16 protein-coding genes are annotated in these 18,482 nt (G+C 52.0%); 7 read left to right on the plus strand and 9 right to left on the minus strand.

The window, feature by feature from the left end; genetic code table 11:
* Positions 1–102 precede the first annotated feature (102 nt).
* The 4 genes from NDA02_RS10805 (at position 103) to NDA02_RS10820 (ending at position 4,248) form a co-directional block, all read left to right on the plus strand.
* Entirely contained in the window at positions 103–816 is a 714-nt protein-coding gene (locus NDA02_RS10805; RefSeq protein WP_190793061.1) for a cytochrome b/b6 domain-containing protein, read from the plus strand.
* Positions 817–1,052: 236 nt separating this feature from the next.
* Positions 1,053–2,333 (plus strand): pitrilysin family protein, encoded by a 1,281-nt coding sequence (locus NDA02_RS10810; RefSeq protein ID WP_242067446.1) that lies wholly within the window; start codon positions 1,053–1,055, stop codon positions 2,331–2,333.
* Positions 2,334–2,370: 37 nt separating this feature from the next.
* A complete protein-coding gene (locus NDA02_RS10815) occupies positions 2,371–3,657 on the plus strand; it encodes a pitrilysin family protein (RefSeq protein WP_190793060.1) in 1,287 nt (428 codons plus the stop codon).
* Positions 3,658–3,828: 171 nt separating this feature from the next.
* On the plus strand, positions 3,829–4,248 hold the full coding sequence (locus NDA02_RS10820) for a pentapeptide repeat-containing protein (protein ID WP_199296679.1): 420 nt from the start codon (positions 3,829–3,831) through the stop codon (positions 4,246–4,248).
* 84 nt (positions 4,249–4,332) lie between these two features.
* Here NDA02_RS10820 and NDA02_RS10825 read toward each other — a convergent pair whose 3' ends face one another.
* From NDA02_RS10825 to NDA02_RS10860, 8 genes are all read right to left on the minus strand, one after another.
* Positions 4,333–5,235, minus strand: a complete 903-nt coding sequence (locus NDA02_RS10825; RefSeq protein WP_348254943.1) for a class II fructose-bisphosphate aldolase — start codon at positions 5,233–5,235, stop codon at positions 4,333–4,335.
* A 131-nt stretch (positions 5,236–5,366) separates the two neighbouring features.
* The gene (gene gcvT / locus NDA02_RS10830) at positions 5,367–6,485 is read right to left on the minus strand and encodes a glycine cleavage system aminomethyltransferase GcvT (RefSeq protein ID WP_190790578.1); all 1,119 of its coding nucleotides are present in this window, start codon (positions 6,483–6,485) and stop codon (positions 5,367–5,369) included.
* Between the two features lie 234 nt (positions 6,486–6,719).
* On the minus strand, positions 6,720–7,715 hold the full coding sequence (locus NDA02_RS10835) for a glycosyltransferase family A protein (protein WP_190790579.1): 996 nt from the start codon (positions 7,713–7,715) through the stop codon (positions 6,720–6,722).
* A gap of 173 nt (positions 7,716–7,888) precedes the next feature.
* The gene (locus tag NDA02_RS10840) at positions 7,889–8,839 is read right to left on the minus strand and encodes a glycosyltransferase (protein ID WP_190792231.1); all 951 of its coding nucleotides are present in this window, start codon (positions 8,837–8,839) and stop codon (positions 7,889–7,891) included.
* A gap of 53 nt (positions 8,840–8,892) precedes the next feature.
* On the minus strand, positions 8,893–9,879 hold the full coding sequence (locus tag NDA02_RS10845) for a glycosyltransferase (protein WP_190792232.1): 987 nt from the start codon (positions 9,877–9,879) through the stop codon (positions 8,893–8,895).
* Positions 9,876–10,811 (minus strand): glycosyltransferase family 2 protein, encoded by a 936-nt coding sequence (locus NDA02_RS10850; RefSeq protein ID WP_190792233.1) that lies wholly within the window; start codon positions 10,809–10,811, stop codon positions 9,876–9,878. The genes NDA02_RS10845 and NDA02_RS10850 overlap by 4 nt, the downstream gene beginning before the upstream one ends.
* Positions 10,786–12,210, minus strand: a complete 1,425-nt coding sequence (locus NDA02_RS10855) for an ABC transporter ATP-binding protein (protein WP_242067365.1) — start codon at positions 12,208–12,210, stop codon at positions 10,786–10,788. The genes NDA02_RS10850 and NDA02_RS10855 overlap by 26 nt, the downstream gene beginning before the upstream one ends.
* Entirely contained in the window at positions 12,207–13,124 is a 918-nt protein-coding gene (locus tag NDA02_RS10860) for an ABC transporter permease (protein ID WP_190792234.1), read from the minus strand. Before NDA02_RS10860 ends, NDA02_RS10855 begins: the two co-directional genes overlap by 4 nt.
* Before the next feature lie 264 nt (positions 13,125–13,388).
* On the opposite strand from NDA02_RS10860, the gene NDA02_RS10865 reads away from it, so the two are divergent.
* From NDA02_RS10865 to NDA02_RS10875, 3 genes are all read left to right on the plus strand, one after another.
* Positions 13,389–14,567 (plus strand): ABC transporter substrate-binding protein, encoded by a 1,179-nt coding sequence (locus NDA02_RS10865; protein WP_190792235.1) that lies wholly within the window; start codon positions 13,389–13,391, stop codon positions 14,565–14,567.
* 65 nt (positions 14,568–14,632) lie between these two features.
* Entirely contained in the window at positions 14,633–15,763 is a 1,131-nt protein-coding gene (locus NDA02_RS10870) for an ABC transporter substrate-binding protein (RefSeq protein WP_190792236.1), read from the plus strand.
* A 9-nt stretch (positions 15,764–15,772) separates the two neighbouring features.
* Positions 15,773–17,977, plus strand: a complete 2,205-nt coding sequence (locus NDA02_RS10875; protein ID WP_348254944.1) for an ATP-binding protein — start codon at positions 15,773–15,775, stop codon at positions 17,975–17,977.
* 40 nt (positions 17,978–18,017) lie between these two features.
* On the opposite strand, the gene NDA02_RS10880 is transcribed toward NDA02_RS10875, so the two are convergent.
* Positions 18,018–18,383 (minus strand): translation initiation factor, encoded by a 366-nt coding sequence (locus NDA02_RS10880; protein WP_190793685.1) that lies wholly within the window; start codon positions 18,381–18,383, stop codon positions 18,018–18,020.
* Positions 18,384–18,482 lie beyond the last annotated feature (99 nt).

Genomic DNA, 18,482 nt, shown 5'->3' on the forward strand with positions numbered 1-18,482 from the left:
GCCGCAAGATAGATTTATATTGATGGATAAAGCATTTGCAATTGATTTCTGCTTAAGCATTTTAAGCTTGTGCAGTGCGTAAGCCGGGTCAAACGACTTTTTATGAAACCCACCCAACCCTATCAGCCCTTCCTGCTCCGCATCCTCCACGGACTCATCGGAATTTTTGTGATTGGGGCGATCGTCACTGCCTACTGGACTTACGACACTTATGACAAACGCTGGGGCGGAATTGGACTGCCTCACTTTCCCGAAATCGAAGGTATTCATGGCACGTTTGGACTATACGCGCTGCTGCTGTTCCCGGTGTTTGCCATCTACGCACTGCGACGCGGACAAAAACGCCTGCTTCAGCCTGATTCCCTCACAAAACTGAGTCAATTTAATACGCCGATTGGGTGGTATACGCTGCATCGCGGTGCGAATACCCTGTCGCTGCTGGCTCTCACGTTTGCGCTGTTTTCCGGCAAGATGATGGACTCAGGCTGGCTACCTCGCGGCGAACTGAATCATCCTTGGTACTCCGTTCACCTCATTTCCTGGGTGGTGATGGTGCTGACGCTGGCAATTCATCTGCTGATGAGCGCGAAAGTAGGCGGTTTGCCTTTACTGCTCTCAATTTGGCAGTGGAAATTTCGCCCTGAAGAAAGCCCAAAACAGTGGCGATCGCACATTCAGAAATGGTGGTTTCAGATCCGGTCAGGTGATACCAGCAGTTTGCTTTGGGTCAGGCGATCGATGCTCTATCGAGGGCTGGAGGCAGCCATAATAATTAGCCTGATTTTTGCCTGGATTATTCCGCTGCTAAAGGGTTAGTAGCTGTTTTAAAGCTCGAAGAGGCTAGACAGAGATTCGTGGATCGATCGCTTGTCAAACTCATCAACTACAGGGGTTACGGCGATCAATTACCATTCTGATAGGAATAAATTCTTATCCTATCAACCGACTTGTCCTGAGAGTACGCTATCCTAGCTATTTAAGAGATTGATTGCCCATTGGAGTCTATGTTTCTGAACGTTCACGATCCTCTTGAAAATCAAAGCTGAGCTATCTTGATTTCACTCCTAACTCCTGAATTGCTCCAGACCCATTTGTTTCCAGCGCAGCAGTATCGATTTAGTAACGGGCTAACGCTAATTCATCAGCAAACGCCAGCCGCCCCAGTAGTTACCGTTGATGTGTGGGTGAAGGCGGGGGCAATCTTGGAGCCGGAACCCTGGTCGGGGATGGCACACTTTCTAGAACACATGATTTTCAAGGGAACCCATCAGCTTCCACCCGGCTTGTTTGATCAGATTATTGAAAGTCGCGGCGGCATGACCAATGCAGCAACGAGCCACGACTACGCCCATTTTTTCATTAACACAGCAGCGATTCACCTGCCCGAAACCCTGCCTCATCTGGCAGATTTGCTGCTGAATGCTCAGATTCCAGACGAGGAGTTTGATCTGGAGCGCGATGTCGTTTTAGAAGAAATTCGGCAATCGCTCGACGACCCAGACTATCTCGGCTATCAGTCGCTTGTCGAAAACATCTATCAGCGGCATCCCTACGGGCGTCCAATTCTGGGCGATGCTCAGCTTTTGCTCGCTCGCTCGCCCGACGAAATGCGCCATTTCCACCGCACTCACTATCAGCCGGAAAATATGACAGTGGTGATTGTCGGCGATGTGGCATGGGAACCGACGCTGGAAATAGTCAGCCGTTCCTTTGCTCAGTTTGCGCCGCGATCGAACTGTCCTTTGCCCGAGGTCGAAGCCGAACCGCCAATTACTGAGATTCGCCGACAGGAGCTTCATCTGCCTCGATTAGAGCAGGCGCGGCTGATGATGGCTTGGATAGGACCGGGCGTGGACCATTTGCGGAGTGCCTACGGGCTGGATCTGCTTTCGGTGCTGCTGGCAGGCGGGCGAACCTCGCGACTGGTGCGCGAACTGCGGGAAGAACGCTACCTGGTGCAGGACATTATGAGCAGCTTCTCGCTTCAGCAGGATTCGAGCCTGTTTACGATCACTGCCTGGTTAGAGCCGGAGCATCTGGGGCAGGTCGAGGCAATTATTGGCGATCGCTTAGCAGAGTTGGCTGAGGTTCCCCCGTCGCCCAGCGAATTAAACCGCTATCAGCGATTGCTCTGCAACGACTACGCCTTTTCAACCGAAACGGCAGGACAACTTGCCGGACTCTACGGTTACTACAGCACGATCGCCGAACCGCAAATCGCGACGGCATATCCGCAGGTGATTCAATCCTTCCAACCGGAGGAACTGCGAAACATTGCCCGTCAATACCTGTCGCCGCTACGCTATGCTGTAACGGTGCTGAAGCCCTGCTAAAGTCAGGAAAATTAGGGTCGGGAAAGAGAGAAATTTAATGCAAAATCGTATTGTGCATCGTGCTGTCCTGCCCAACGGGATGACCGTTTTGTGTACTGAAAATGCGGCAGCCGATATTGTGGCAGCGCGGGTGTTTATCCGGGCGGGTGGACGCTATGAGCCGATCGCTCAGGCAGGGCTTTCGCACCTGCTGGCAGCCGTGATCACCAAAGGAACCGATCGCCTTACGTCGCAGGAAATCGCCGAACGGGTTGAGTCCGTTGGGGCAAGTTTGGGAACCGATGCGGCGTCAGACTACTGTTTGCTCAGCCTCAAGACTGTGTCGGGCGACTTTCCCGAAATGCTAGAGCTGGCGGCAGAACTACTCCGATCGCCTGCCTTTCCCGAAATGGAAGTCGAGCTAGAGCGGCGGCTCACCCTGCAAGGAATTCGATCGATGCAGGAACAGCCCTTTTCCGTGGCAAACAATCAGTTACGGCAGGCGATGTACGGTGAGCACCCCTATGCCCTCCCCGGATTAGGAACCGCCGAAACCGTATCTAGCCTGACTCCGGCAGACCTGCATCATTATCACAAAACTTACTTCCGTCCCGATAATGTGGTGATTAGCATTGCCGGACGCATTCAGCCCGATGAAGCAATGGCACTGGTCGATCGCACGTTGGGCGACTGGGAACTTCCTTTGCAAACAGACGGATCGCCCTTGCCCCTGCCCACCCTGGAGCTGCCGCCCGTGACTCCAAACCCACAGTGGCTTGTAACCCTCCAGGACACACAGCAGGCGATCGTGATGCTGGGTTATCTAGCAAGCGAAGTTCACAATCGAGATCATTTAACCCTGAAGCTACTCAATACTTATCTGGGAAGCGGTCTATCGAGTCGGCTATTTGTCGAGCTGCGGGAAAAGCAAGGACTGGCTTATGAAGTGTCTGCCTTCTATCCTACCCGGATCGATACCTCCCACTTTGTTGCCTATATCGGCACTGCGCCAGATAATGCTGCCGTTGCGCTGGAAGGACTACGATCGGAAGTTGAGCGGCTGCAAACCGTTCAGCTCACCGACGAAGAACTTCAGGCGTCAAAAAACAAGCTGCTGGGACAATACGCCCTCGGCAAACAAACCAACGCTCAGCTTGCCCAAATCTCTGGCTGGTACGAAACGCTGAAATTGGGCATCGACTACGACGATCGCTTTCAGCAGCAAATCCCGACGATCACTGCTGAAGACATTCAGGCAGTCGCCAACCGCTATTTCACCCAGCCCTATGTGTCCCTTGTCGGGTCGGAAAAGGCGATCGATCAGGTGGAGCAGGTGAAGCGGTAATGGGTTTTTAGACGTGCCGCACATCGGTAGGGGCGTTTCGCGAAACGTTATTTACCGCATCCAGGCATTTACTGCATCCAGACAGCCCGCTTGCAACAGGAGATATTTTTTGCCGTTCCGTAGGGTAATCTAAACAAAAATCTGTCGTTCATTTGCTAATGGGGAATCGCAATGAGAATTGCCGTTCTATTCGCAACTGTAATCCTGGCACTTTTTTGTTTCTTGTCTCCTGTTTCTGCTGATAATGTCGTGCCAACGGATCGAATTGACCCTAAAATGCAGCTGCTTGAAACGCGATCGTGCATTGGCTGCAATCTCCAAAATGTTGATCTGAGCGGTGAGGATTTGAGAGGCGTTAACCTGAGTCGTGCCAACCTGGAAAACGCAAATCTAAAGGGCGCAAAGATGATGGCGGTCGTACTGCGCGATGCTGACCTAAAACGAGCCGATTTGCGACAAGCCGATTTGTTGGCGGTCGATTTCACCGGAGCTAACCTGAAGGGCGCCCAATTTTCGCGAACTGATCTGGCAGCCGCTCGCATTTGCCGGACGATCGATCCCAATGGCAAGCTATCGCAGAGAGACTGCTAAAGTAGCTCATGCTTGAGATCTCGGAGGCTCGGTTTGGTCAAGGTTCCTTTTGTGAACGGCATCCTGAGCCTCAAGGGAATTCCCTTATTTGCGGTATCGCTGTGCTGCCAGCATCGTCGCGTATGGCGTTTCGTGCAGGTGTTCCTTGTTTGCAGAGCCAAACAGCTTCATTTTTTCGGTAATCACGTCTTGCATCGCAGCGATCGATTCTTCCATGCAGGGCAGCAGGTCGGCTTTGGGGGCAGTGCAGGCTTCAGAGCCGATCGTCGTCATGTAGGCCTGGCGTACTTCGGTATTGACGTTGAATTTGCAAACGCCCAGTTCGATCGATTTGCTGATCATTGGGGCAGGCAGTCCCGACGCGCCGTGCAGCACCAGCAAGACATGACCGACTCTTTCTCGAATGCGAATTAGGCGATCGAAGTCCAGACGGGGTTCGCTGCGGTATTCGCCGTGGACGTTGCCAATTGTGACTGCCAATGTATCGACCTGGGTTTGCCGCACAAATTCGCCTGCCTGAGTTGGGTCGGTCATTTTGGCTTCTTTTTCAGAAACCGACAAACCATCTTCCGTGCCGCTGATTCTGCCAATTTCCGCTTCAACGATCGCGCCCTGAGCATGGGCAAGCTGAGTCATTTCACGGGTAAAAGCAAGGTTCTCTTCGTAGGGCAGATGGGAGCCGTCTGCCATGATCGAACTCATTCCGGCCGTTAGGGCAAACTCGATCGCGCTGGCAGAAGTGCTGTGATCGAGATGGACAGAGACGGGGACAGAGGCAGTTCGGGCAGATTCTAAACAAAGTAAAACCAGGGGCGATCCGCCATACTTCAGCGCACTGGGATGGAGTTGCAGCATTGCTGGACTGCGGTTTGCTTCTGCCGCACCGATCACTGCCCGTACTCCCTCCAGGTTATAAACATTGAATGCTCCGATCGCGTAAATATTGCGGTGAGCGGTTTCTAATAGTTCCAGCGTAGAGGCAAGCATGGTAGTTTCCTGGCGTGAGAATGGATTGCTTGAGGCAGTGCGGTTTTTCCTGGGAGGGAAGCGATCGTTTCTTCAGCATATGTCGTCTGAGCGGGCGGAAAACGGCAGGAGCGAAATCATGGCTCTTATCGTCAGGAACTCTTATAGAACGGGCGCTTCACCACTGTTGCCGGATAGCTCTTGCCCCGAATCTCGACTTGCAGCACTCGATCGAGTTGCGCCAGTTCAGCCGCCACATAAGCCAGCGCGATCGGATAGCCCAGCGTTGGAGAAAGAGTGCCGCTCGTAATTTCGCCGATCGGTTTGCCTTCAGACAGTACCGGATAGCCGTGACGGGCAATATTGCGTCCTTCGGTTCGCAGTCCGACCAGTCGCCGCTGCAGTCCGTTTTGTTTTTGCTGCTCCAGCACCGATCGCCCGATAAAGTCCCCTTTGCGATCGAGATGCACCAGCCAGCCTAAGCCTGCTTCTAGAGGCGTGGTGGTTTCGTCGATATCCATGCCGTAGAGTGCCATTGCTGCTTCTAGCCGCAGGGTGTCTCTTGCGCCCAAGCCACAGGGAACGACACCCACTGATCGCAGTTCTTCCCAAAGTGCTTCACCTACGCCCGGCTCAACCATCACTTCGTAGCCATCCTCGCCTGTGTAGCCTGTTCGTGCCAGAAATCCTGGCTGTCCCAAAACTGTGCCTTCGAGATGCCCGAATCGTTTTACCTGAAACAGGTTTTCCTGCACAAAGGCTTGCAGTTTTTCGATCGCCTGTGGACCCTGCACTGCAACCAGCACTTGGTCAGCTGACAAATCGATGAATTCAATCTGATTCAGGTCAAGATGCCTTTTGAGCCAGTTGCGGTCTTTTCCGGTTGTTGCGGCATTGACGATCGTAGTCACGCGCTGCACTCCGTCTGGGGTTTCACCCTGGTAGTAGATAATCAAATCATCGATAATGCCACCACGATCGTTCAGCAGCACTGTATATTGAGCTTCTCCCGCCTGAAGCCGACTCAAATCAGAGGGCACAAGCAACTGCAATTGCTCAATCAGCCTCTTTCCCTGCAAGACAAACTTACCCATGTGGGAAATATCAAACATTCCAGCCGCCTGTCGGACCGCCTGATGTTCTTTGCTAATGCCCTCGTACTGCACAGGCATTTCCCAGCCGGAAAAGGGAACCATTCTGGCTTTTAGCTCCAGGTGGCGCAGGTGCAGCAGGGTTTTGAGGAGTGCAATATCAGAGGTAGGGTCTGCCATAGTGGAGAAGAGAAACAACGATATCTTCTTCCATTTTTAACGCTGATTCAGTCATGCGAAAGATCGAGGGGGCAAACCTTTCGCTACACTGCTCTATCAAGCGACCACAGCAGGCACAAATCTGTTTTGCAATTCTTTCACCGCGATCGTCTAGGGGTTCATACCTTACGATTTTCGATGATTGATCTCGATTCAAATACAACCTTGTTTAGCAACGTTTAGCGATATTTGCTCTTACGATCGCGAATAAAGCCGAAACATCAGTTGACTGCTCGCAGTTGCCGACTTGATCACCAGCGACAGCACACTGCGCCAAACCGTTAGATTACTGGGCAGTGCCAACGCCGATCGCATTCCCGCAACTAGAGCCTTTGTCAGTTGTCCAGCTTGATAGCTGCGCCACGCCTCCCCCAGTAAAAAGTTTTGCAAATGCTGCTTTGCCGTCATAGGCGGCTTGTCGTGTTTCTGGGGTAAGGCAGGAGGACAGCCTCGTTGCAGCGCATCGTGACCCTGCTGCTGTCGCTGTCGCTGAAATTCACGGGCAATCTGGTCAAAAAACTCGCGCTCGGTTGAACTGCGGGTATGGGTGATCGAAGTTTCATGCAGGCGGTAGTGATAACACATTCCGGGCAGATACCAGACGTTTGTGGCATCGCCCAGCCGGAGCTGCAAATCAATATCTTCAGCCGTGACGAAATAAGAGCGGAAGCCCTCGATCGATCGCACAATGTCCGTTCGTATCACAAAGGTGCAGAGATGGGTGCGCGCGGTTCCGGCTTGCAGTTCGCCCGTAATGTCTTCGATTTCCTGGCTCCAATTAAACGCGGTGACGGAAAGCCCTTTGGGATCGATCACGCGATATCCCCCACAGACGGCTCCTGCTTCTGGGTGCTGCATCAGCCAATTGATCTGCCTAAACAGCCGCCCGGCCGGATAGTAATCATCGGCATCACAGCGAGCGATAAACTTGCCCCGTGCTGCCGCAAGCCCAGTGTTCAGCGCGGTTGCAATGCCTTTGCCCTGGTTGTAAAGCACCACAAGGCGATCGTCCCGAATTTGTTTGAGGACTTTCAGCGATCGATCGGTCGAGCCGTCATCCACGACAATCAGCTCTAGCGGAATGCGGGTTTCCTGCAAGATCGATCGCACCGCCTCTCTGATGTAGGACTCTGCATTATAGAGCGGTAGGATGACACTGATAAGCACAGGCTGCGAGTTGGTAAGCACCACGGGTTTTTCCTCAAATTGGGCGGCTCTGAGAGGGATTGAGATCCTGGGAAATGACTGACAGGTTGTGGAACACACGCGGACGTTGCACAGCAAACGATCGAGTTCGGCTTCAGGGTTGTTTTATCAAGGTCGTTCGTCAAAGCGCAAGGCTTGGGGATCGGGGTTGGGTGGATCTAGGTTTGGTTCTGGTTGAGCGATGCCTCCTTTGATTTCAGCGATTTCAGCAGGGCGCAAGCCAGCAGCTTCCAGCCTTCGAGATAGTGCGGCAGCAGGCAAACTGCTTTTAAGCCGTAGAGCGCAGCCGTCGATCGATTGCCGCTTTCAAACGCCCACCAGCCGTATTGCAGCATAAACTGATGGCGCGATCGGCGGTCTTTTCCCGGTCGCCACAGATCGTCTGCTTCAAACCTGCCCTGAATCTTGCGGCGTTTCCAGGCGAGTTCGCAGGCTTTGCGGGCTTGCTGACGCTGAATTGCACAGGCTTGGGCACTGACTGAGCCAGGGTGCAGGCGATATCTCAAAACTGGAGCGGAGAGATTGGCAAGCTTCCCCAATTCGCCCAGCTTCAGCCACAAATCCACATCTTCCGCAGGCAGCAGGCTGGCGTCGTAGCCGCCGATTTGCACCAGTGCCGATCGCCGCATCATGGCTGTGGGGTGACAGATGCTGCCATGTCCGGCGAGGGCAGACTGCTGAATTGTGGGATCGTCAGAGGCAACGCTTAGCGTGGTCAGGAACCGTCCGCGATCGTCGATCATCTCATACGAACCGCCCACACAAACAACCTCCGCGTGATCCACTAGGAAAGAAACCTGCCGCTCGAACCGATCAGGAAGGGCAATATCATCGGCATCCATGCGGGCAATCAACTCGCCCCGGGCGGTTTGCAGCATTTCGTTGAGTGCTACGGCAAGTCCAGTATTAGGGCGGCTGTGGAGGCGAATTCGCTGATCCCGGGCGGCATACTGCTGCAAAATCTTCAGCGATCGATCGGTGGAGCCATCATCAATGATCAGGAATTCAAAATTGCTGAACGTTTGATTCAGGATGCTTTCGATCGCCTGCGCGACGTATCGCTCTGCGTTGTAAACGGGCATCAGCACAGAAACCAAGGGAGCTGTCATGATTACAGGTGAGGGATACATAAGGATGGAGAACATCAAGAAGATGCGGAACATCAAGCAACTGGGAACGGTTTAATCAAGGCACAAGCCAACAGGTTCCAGCTTTCCAATGAGCCTGGATTAAGGGCAACGGCTTGAATGCCGTATTGCAGAGCCGACCGCCGCTGTCGATTGCCAAATGCCCACCAGCCGTATTTGACTGCAAATGCATGGCGGGAAGCGCGATCGGGCGTGGGTCGCCAGCCGCAAACCACCGTAGCTTGAGGTTTATCGCGAATCAGTCCCTTTTGCCAGGCGCGATCGAGCACGGTTTGAACTTCGTGGGGCGGCAAAGCCTGATACCGATCGCAAATCGAATTGCCGTGCAGCCGATACTGAACTACCGCTTTGGGCAGATTGGCGAGTGCGCCAATTTCGCTCAGCCGTAGCCACAAATCCAGATCTTCCGCCAGGGGCAAGCTTTCGTCGTAGCCGCCAACCTGAAGCACTGCCGATCGCCGCATTAGCGCGGTGGGATGTAAAAAGCTCACTTGTCCCGCTTGCAGCAGTGACCTGATTTCCTTGTTTCGCTCTGCCAGCGGGATCTCGGTCATGAGCCGTCCCTCGCGATCGATGAGCTGAAACGCGCCCCCGACCCAGACGACATCCGGCGACTGCTGCAAAAAAGCGACCTGGCGGGCAAGCCGATCGGGAAGTGCCACATCGTCGGAGTCCATCACCGCAATGAACTCGCCCTGTGCCTCACGCAGCAGCTCATTCCGCGTCTGGGGAATTCCACGATTTTCGCGGCTGATCAGCCGAATCCGTGAATCTTGTGCTGCATAGTGCTGAAGAATCGGCAGCGATCGATCGGTTGAGCCGTCATCTAAAACAATCAGCTCAAAATCGCGAAAGCTCTGCTGCAAGATACTTTCGATCGCTTGTCCCACAAAGCGTTCTGTATTGTGTACCGCCATCAGAACCGAAACGATCGGGCGTGTCTGCTCCCGGTGGTCTGGCTGGTGTTCTGGATGCTGCGGCAGGCGATCGATTGATTTCATACTGTCTCGACCTCTGGCAGTGGTTTGATCAGCGCGCAGATCAGCAGCTTCCAGCCGTTCAGGTTGAGCGGTAGCGTTCGCACTGCTTTGATGCCATACACGATTGCCGCCTGTCGATCGCCCCGGAGAAAGAATCTCCAGCCATAGTCGGTCACAAACTCGTGGCGCGAAGGACGATCGATCGGTCGCCAGGGTGGAGCTTCTTTAAACTTGCCGCTGATGCCACGCCGCTCCCAAGCACGCCGACAGGCTTCTCGCCGATCGTCGGTTTGCCGCAGCTGATTGCTTTCGCTAATCGATTTTGGATGCAGCCGATATTGCAGCACGGTTTGCTTCAGGTTCGCCAATTGCCCCACTTCGCCCAGCCGCAAAAACAGATCCAGATCACCAACCGTTGCCATTGTTTCATCGTAGCCCCCGACCTGAAGCAGAGCCGATCGCCGAATCAGAGCGCAGGGGTGATTGATCGGGGTAATGCCCGACAAAGCGGAGGCTTGAATATCGCGATCGTGTTCTAGCACCTCGCGGTGAACCAGGAAGCGTCCGGCTTCGTCGATCCAGTCCTGTGAACCGCCTACGCAGACAACCTCTGGGTGAGCTGTTAGAAATTCGACCTGCTGTTTCAGGCGATCGGGCAGGGCGATATCATCCCCGTCCATAACCGCCACAAATTTGCCCCGTGCCTGATCAATTAACTCGTTTCGAGTTTTGGCAACGCCCCGATTTTCCCGCCGCGTTAAGCGAATTCGGGCATCTTGCGCGGCATATTTTTCTAAGATTTTTCCCGCTCGATCGGTAGAACCATCGTCAATAATCACAAACTCAAAATCTGTAAAAGTTTGATTCAGAATACTTTCGATGGCTGCCCGAAGAAAACGCTCATTGTTGTAAACCGACATCAACACGCTAACGGCGGGAGGGGAAATGTTCATAGTCCTCCTGTAAGCCCTTCTTCTGTAAACCATCCTCTTGTAGCCTATTCTCCTGTAACCCAATGGATTGCAGATGAGACTGCGGATTGGGCTGCGGCATTCCACGACCCAAAAGCTGCCACTGGCGGGGCTGATAAAAGAACCCCCGATTCAGGTGAGATGCGCTCTCGACCGTGAACGGCAGCGACTCGTAGGAGTCTAGAAGATAGAGTAAACCGTCCTTAATAAAGGCATTCAGCGTGTAGGAACCGGGAAGCAATCCCAGATAAGGCAGTGCCAGGCGCAGTTCATAAATTCCGGGCGCAACTTCAAACATTTCATCGTCGTATGCACTGCTTAGGTGAAGTGCCAGGCTGTTATCCCGGGCGGGTTGATAGACGGCAAGAAAAAGGCTGAGCTTTTGAATCGGTTTAACGACGCGACAGCGCACACAAAAGGATACAGGCTCCCCGCTAATCGGCGCAGCGATCGTGTTTCCGGCGGCATCGCGGCAATCGATCGATAAGATATCGGCTCCGGCACTATCGGTTTCAGGTCTTGCAGGTAATACCAGCGGAAAAGTGTCAGACGATCGCTGAATCGAAAACAAATCTTGCTCATAGCGATCCATGATTTCGCGGGCATTTCCGGCGGCAATTAAACGCCCCTGGTTGAGATAAATCCCAGAAGAACAAATGTTGAGAATGCCCTGGAAGAAATGGGTGACCAAAACAAATGCCGTTCCCTGCTGGAGTAGATCCGCAAGCCGCCGCTCGCACTTGGCACGAAATCGCGCATCTCCGACTGCCAGCACTTCATCGATCAGCAAAACATCGGGGTTGGTGTGAACCGCGCAGGCAAATCCTAACCGCGCTGCCATGCCAGAACTGTAGCTGTATACAGGCGCGTCAATGGCTTCGCCGATCTCGGCAAATTCGACCACCTGCTCAAATCGTGCATCGATCTCGCGGGTGGATAAACCCAGAATCGACATATTGGCATAGATATTTTCGCGCCCGCTCAGAACAGGGCTGAAGCCCGCTCCCAGTGCCAGCAGTGGGGCAACTCGTCCGCGCACCCAGATCGAACCTGTATCGGGCCTGATCAGACCGCTAATCATTCTCAGCAGGGTGGTTTTGCCGCTGCCGTTTGCCCCCACCAAGCCCAACGCCTCGCCGCGTCGCAGTTGCAGGTTAATGTCTTGCAGTGCCCAAAACTCTCCGGCGCGAAGCCGATCGGGTCTTTTCGTTCCGGTTAGCTCGGAGCCAATGTCCTGGATGCCGTAAAACAGCGATCGTTTCAGGCTGCGGCAGAATTTTTTTGACACGCCCTGCACCGACAAGATGACATCACTCGATTCATCTGTGTCCCCAGCGTGGTGTATCCCGTTCTGGAAATGATTTTGAGTCCAGTCCATCATGCGCTAATTCGCTCGATCATAAACGGCATCGCAACTCGATACACGAGCCAGCCTAGCAGCAGCACCAGCAGCGCGGTCAGGCTTGCCAACCAGAAAGCCCCGGGGTTAGACACCGTGCCGATCGTTGCCAGTTCTCTTGTCGTCATCAGTAGGGGAGTGACAGGGTTTAGCTTCACCAGCATGGCAAACAGACCGGACTGGGGCAAGGGATACAGCACCGGCGTGATAAATAGCCACCCCGTCAGCAGCAGGGTTAAACCTCTGGAAATATCCTCATACAGTCCACCAAACGGAGCCAGCAGCAGCCCAATGCCTGTCCCGAAGCCAACCAGGTGGAGCAGTGCCACGGGGGCGACGATCACCGCCCAGGTAACAGGCATTTTGAACCAGAGGAACAGTGCCACAATCAGCACCAGCTTGATTAAAAAATTGAACCCGACTTGCCCCAGTTGAGAAAGCACCAACGCTTCGCGAGGAAAGTTAATCCGCGACAGCAGATACTTGGCATTCAGGATTGCTTGCACCTGCCCGGTCACAGATTCAGCAAAGGTTTGCCAGAGGGCCATACTCAGCATCACATACGCTGGATAGGGCAAGTCGGTCGCGCCCACGTTGAGCACTTGGGCATTGTTTGCCAGTGTCAAACCCGCCGCAGTGGCGATCGGCGGCACAAACGCCCAAAAAATGCCAAGCAGTGACTGCCGATACTGGGCACGGATATCGCGCACCAGCAGCCGCCATGCTAGCTCTCGCGCTGCCAGCAGATCCCGCCTCATTGCACCGATCAGCTTGAGCGGATGGCGCAGCAGGCTATCAGCGGAATAGAATGCTTCAGCGGAATGACCTTCAGCGAAATGATTCTTAGCCAAAGAATCGGGTCGCAATCCCGGTAGATGCTCGCTCTGCTGGGGCATAAGTATATGAGTATAAGTACGGAGGCAAAAGCGATCGCTACGAGAAAATTAGCAGTGATATTCCTGACACCGCAAGCGTAACTCAGAAAGTTGACCGTAATTCTGCTGAAACTTCATCAAAAGTTCAAGAAGTCTTTACAGAAATTTCTTTAAGTCGTGCAGCACGGATGTTTGTACCGCAATCCTTGCGACCGAGTGAGCAACTGTTAGGGCAAATCAAGGCTGGGCACACTTATAGATAAACTTTGTTAGTCGTTGTCGTTTATGAAACGCCGCCCAATTGTAAGGTACACGGTTGCTGCTGCTGTTGCCGGGGTTGCTGCGACGAGGTCGATTACCCCGCAGGGGAAACTGCTTCGCATCGCTCCCGATTCAGCCCTGGGGCAAACTGCTGCGGATGCACCTTCTGATTCAACATCTTCTGATTCAACATCTGATCCGGCATCCACGGTTCGCTGGCGCATCGCAACGAGCTACCCGAAATTGCTTGACCTGCTGTATGGAGCCGTCGAACTTTTCTGTCAGCGCGTTAGTGAACTAACCGACGGACGCTTTGTGATCACGCCCTATCCTGCGGGTGATATTGTTCCAGCCCTGGAGGTGCTCGATGCGGTTTCTCAAGGCACGATCGAGTGCGGTCATACGTTTAGCACTTATTACATTGAACAAAGTCCTGCATTAGCATTTAGTGCTGGAGTTCCGTTTGGTTTTACGGCGCAGCAGCAAAGTGCCTGGCTCTACGAAGGCGGTGGGTTAGAAGCGATTCGTCGGGTTTATCAAAGATTTAACGTGATCAATTTTCCGGCAGGCAATACAGGGGCTCAGATGGGCGGCTGGTTTCAACGCGAAATTCAGCGCACTTCGGATTTCAAAGGATTAAAGATGCGGATTTCCGGGCTAGCCGGGCAAATCATGAGTCGCCTGGGTGCAGAAATTAAAATGTTGGCGGCTGATGAGATTGTTCAAGCCTTTGTTCAAGGAGAAGTAGAAGCGGTTGAACTGACTGGACCCTACGACGATTCAAAATTAGGACTGCACAAAGCTGCTCGGTTTTACTACTATCCTGCCTGGTGGCAGCCGAGTGAATCGGTGGATGTAATTATCAATCTGGAGCAGTGGAATCAATTGTCGCCGCAGTTTCAAAAGGTCATTGAGATTGCTGCGATCGAAGCAAACATTTTGACACTAGCAAAATACAATGCTGGAAACACCAAAATGTTGCAGCGGTTAAAAGCAGAAGGAGTTCAATTAAAGTCTTTGAATACAGAGATTTTAGAAGCGGCTGAGCAAGCAACATTCGCGTTCTACGAGGACATTGCCAGTCGGGATCCTGAGTTCAGTCAAGTTTATCAGCCGTGGAAAACTTTCCGCGATCGAATTTATCAGTGGCATCGCATCAACGAACTTAGCTTCGCCAATTTTGCGTTCACCCATGATGCTTAGCCTCATCATTTCCGCTTTTGAATGTGCTGCCTTCTCTGTTCTTCCAATCGTTTTTCTCTATTGCTATGAAACGTCGTCAATTTGCGCGTCAGGCTGCGATCGCGACTGCAAGTGCCACGCTAGCTGCCTGTACTCAGAAAGCTGCCCCAACCATCTCTTCCCAGGCTGCCGTTTCTGAAACCCCTATGATCCGCTGGCGGATGGCAACAAGCTGGACAAAATCGATTCCGATCGTCTTTAGCGGTGCTGAGATTATTGTTCAACGAGTGGCTGAAATGACTAACGGGCGGTTTGTCATCACCCCTTATGCCGCCGATGAAATTGTTTCCGGGTTGAAAGTGATGGATGCCGTTCAGGCGGGTACGGTAGAGTGCGGTCATACCTTAAGTTACTACTACACCCAAAAGAATCCGGCTCTGGCATTTGCTTCCACGATGCCGTTTGGTCTTACGGCTTATCAACAAAATGCCTGGATGTATGAAGGCGGAGGCTTGGAAGCCCTGAATCAAGTCTATGCAGCCTTTGGATTAATCGGGTTTCCTGCTGGCAATACCGGAGTCCAAATGGGAGGTTGGTTTAACCGCCAGGTCAACACCGTCGCTGATCTGAAAGGGTTAAAGATGCGGATTCCTGGCTTAGGCGGACAAGTTTTGGCCAAGCTGGGAGTCGAGGTGAAGCTTCTGGCAGGAGGGCAAATCTACGCGGCTTTAGAAAAAGGCGAAATCGATGCCGCAGAATGGCAGGGTCCAAACGATGACGAAAACCTTGGATTGGATCGGGTTGCGTCTTTTTACTACTATCCGGGCTGGTGGGAACCCGGCACAAATTATGCGGTGCTGATCAATCTCCAGGAATGGAATCAATTGCCTCAACGATATCAGCAGATTTTTCAAGCCGCTGCTGCTGAAGCAAACCTAAAAGTTCTCGCCCAATATGATATGGCGAATAGTGAACGGTTGAACCAACTGCTGGCAAAGGGAACCCAGCTCCTTCCCTTTAATTCTGAAATTCTCAAAGCGGCTCACAAAACTGCTTTTGAAATCTATGAAGAACTGGCGATCGAACACGCAGAATTCAAAAAGATTTACCAGAATTGGAATGAATTTCGATCGCAAATCCATCAATGGAATCGCATCAATGAATTGAGCTTCTCCAGTTTTGCCATCAATCGAAACCAGCCTTCTAGCCTATCGTGAGAACTCTTCATGCGTTACAAATATTTTCAGCCCCTTGAGGCATTGATTCAAAAAGCGACTGGCGTTAAACCAAGCCTAAACAATCGAATCAAGCATCTCAAGTTAGGAGAAAAGCTGAATTTGGGATTTGGAACGCTGGTCGTGCTCACTTTTCTGGTGGTTGGTCGCACGTATTTAAGCAGTGTTCAGGCAACAGCCAATATCAATCAAACGCAAACGGTTAGAATGCCTTCTGCTTTGGCTTCTGCGACAGCGCAGACCAACTTGCTGAGAATGCTTTCTGATGTCCGGGGATATCTGGCAACCGGAGATTCCGAATACCGTTTTCGCTATCAAAAAACGCGCCAGTCGTTTGAAACAGACTTGACGATGCTGAATGATTTACTCAGCGACCAGGCGACAAGTAAAAATCAGCAGCAACTGCAAAATCTGAAGCAAATTTACCAGCAGTGGTCGGTGCTGCCCGATCGCCTCTTTAAGCTCTACGACGACACGATCGAAAATCAGCCTGCCCTGAAGTTATTAGATCAGGAAGGTGAACTTTTAATTGTCGGTATTTCTAACCAAATGCAGCAGATGCTAGAAGAGCAGGAAGGTCAATTAGCCTCTGCGGAAGCTGCAATTTTGTTCAGGGACATGCTGGAGTTTCGCAACTCTTTTGCGCTCTTAGTGTCGGCACTGCGAACCTATATTGTAGTTCGTGAACCTACCTTTCGATTTGAATACGGCAGGAATTTGCAAGCAAATCGACAAGCCTGGGAGCGGTTAACCCAAAAAAAGAATGAGATGACCCTCAGCCAGCAAGCGTCGCTGCAAAAGATTGCTCAACAGCGGCAATCCTTCCTCAATCTACCGGAAACGATGTTCAAGGCGGTAGCAAGCGATCGCTACCGGAATGATTTATATCTGTTTAATTCTGAAGCAGAGCCGCTGGCAACTGAAATGTTGTCTATTCTGAATGAGATTGTGCAAGATCAGCAGACTGCACTGACACAAGAACTAGAAGTCGGAAATGCCAGTCTCACCGATGCTCAATGGAAAAATCTTTTCACCGGATTGATCGCCGTAGGTTTAAGTGTTGGCATGACGGTATTTTTTCGACGGCACATTGCTCAACCCGTGCAGCGATTGACCGAAGCCACCAGTCGAATTACAGCAGGCGATTTTGACGTGAGTGCACCCGTTGAATCTCAGGATGAAATTGGACAACTTGCCCTGACCTTCAATCAAATGACAAAATCGCTCAAAGAATCCCGCGATCAGCTCGAACATTACAATCGCAACTTAGAGCATGAAGTCAGGGATAGAACGCAAGAATTGCAGGAAAAAAACCAGCAGCTCGAACAGGCATTTGATGATCTGAAACAGACGCAAGCCCAACTGGTGCAAACCGAAAAAATGTCCAGTTTAGGGCAGCTCGTAGCGGGCATTGCCCATGAGATTAATAATCCGGTCAATTTCATTCACGGCAATGTGAATTTTGTTGATCAATATGCCCAGGATTTGCTGGGATTGGTTCATCTTTATCAGTTGCAGTATCCAGAACCCGGCTTAGAAATTCAAGACAGACTAAAAGACATTGATTTTCAGTTTCTCGAAACGGATCTCACTCGAGTGCTGGCTTCGATCAAGGTCGGAACAGAACGCATCCGAGAAATCATCAAATCGCTGCGCCTGTTCTCCCGGCTGGACGAAGCAGAAGTCAAAAACGTTGATTTGCATGAGGGTATTGATAGCACGCTGATGATTTTGCAGGGTCGCTTAAAAGCAAAAACCGATCGTCCTGCAATTGAAGTCATTAAACACTATGGTGCGCTGCCAAAAGTTGAGTGCCATGCCGGACAGCTCAATCAAGTGTTTATGAATCTTTTGAGTAATGCGATCGATGCACTCGAAGAATCAAATCACGATCGCTCCTTTACAACGATTGAGCAGCAGCGCAATACCATCTGGATACAAACTGAAGTAATGAAGAACGATCGCGTTAAAATCACCATTGCGGATAACGGAATCGGGATGTCAGAAGTCGTGCGATCGCGCCTGTTTGACCCTTTTTTCACAACAAAGCCGGTTGGCAAAGGCACAGGCTTAGGGCTAGCCATCAGCTACCAAATCATCACCGAGAAACACAATGGGCAACTGTACTGTGATTCTACACCCGGAAAAGGAACCAGATTTTGCATTGAAATTCCAAAGCAACAGCCCTTTGCATGATCGGAGGAATCTTTGAGTTCTCCCTGGCTGCTAAAGAACCCTACTTGCCGCCGCTTTTTTTCGCTTTGTAGCCCATCTGCGTCAGGAGTTCGACGAGCTTTTGAGTATGGTCGCCCTGAATCTCCATTTCGTTGTCTTTCAGTGTTCCGCCTGTGCCGCACTGGGCTTTGAGCTTCTTTAATAAATCTGCCAGCGTTTCAGGCTTTGCTTGAAATCCGCTAATAACGGTGACGGTTTTGCCGCCTTTGCCCTTGCGGGTTGCCTGCACGCGAAGATTTTGCTGGTTGGGCAGCAGTTCCTGAACCGGACGCTCGAAGGCATCGGTGTTGGGGTTGCCGAACTCGGAGTAAACTACGCGATTGGTTGCAGGGCTGTGAGCAGATGAATCTTTGCGTTTGGATGACATGGGCGTGATGAAATCTGTGGCTTTTTTGGTGGCTTTTCTATAAGAACCAGGGAGAAGCGAAGCGACCCAGTTTCCCCTTTCGAGGCGATCGTTTTTTGC

The organism is Leptolyngbya sp. ST-U4 (genome assembly GCF_039962215.1).
In the GTDB taxonomy this organism is placed as follows: domain Bacteria; phylum Cyanobacteriota; class Cyanobacteriia; order Elainellales; family Elainellaceae; genus Leptolyngbya_A.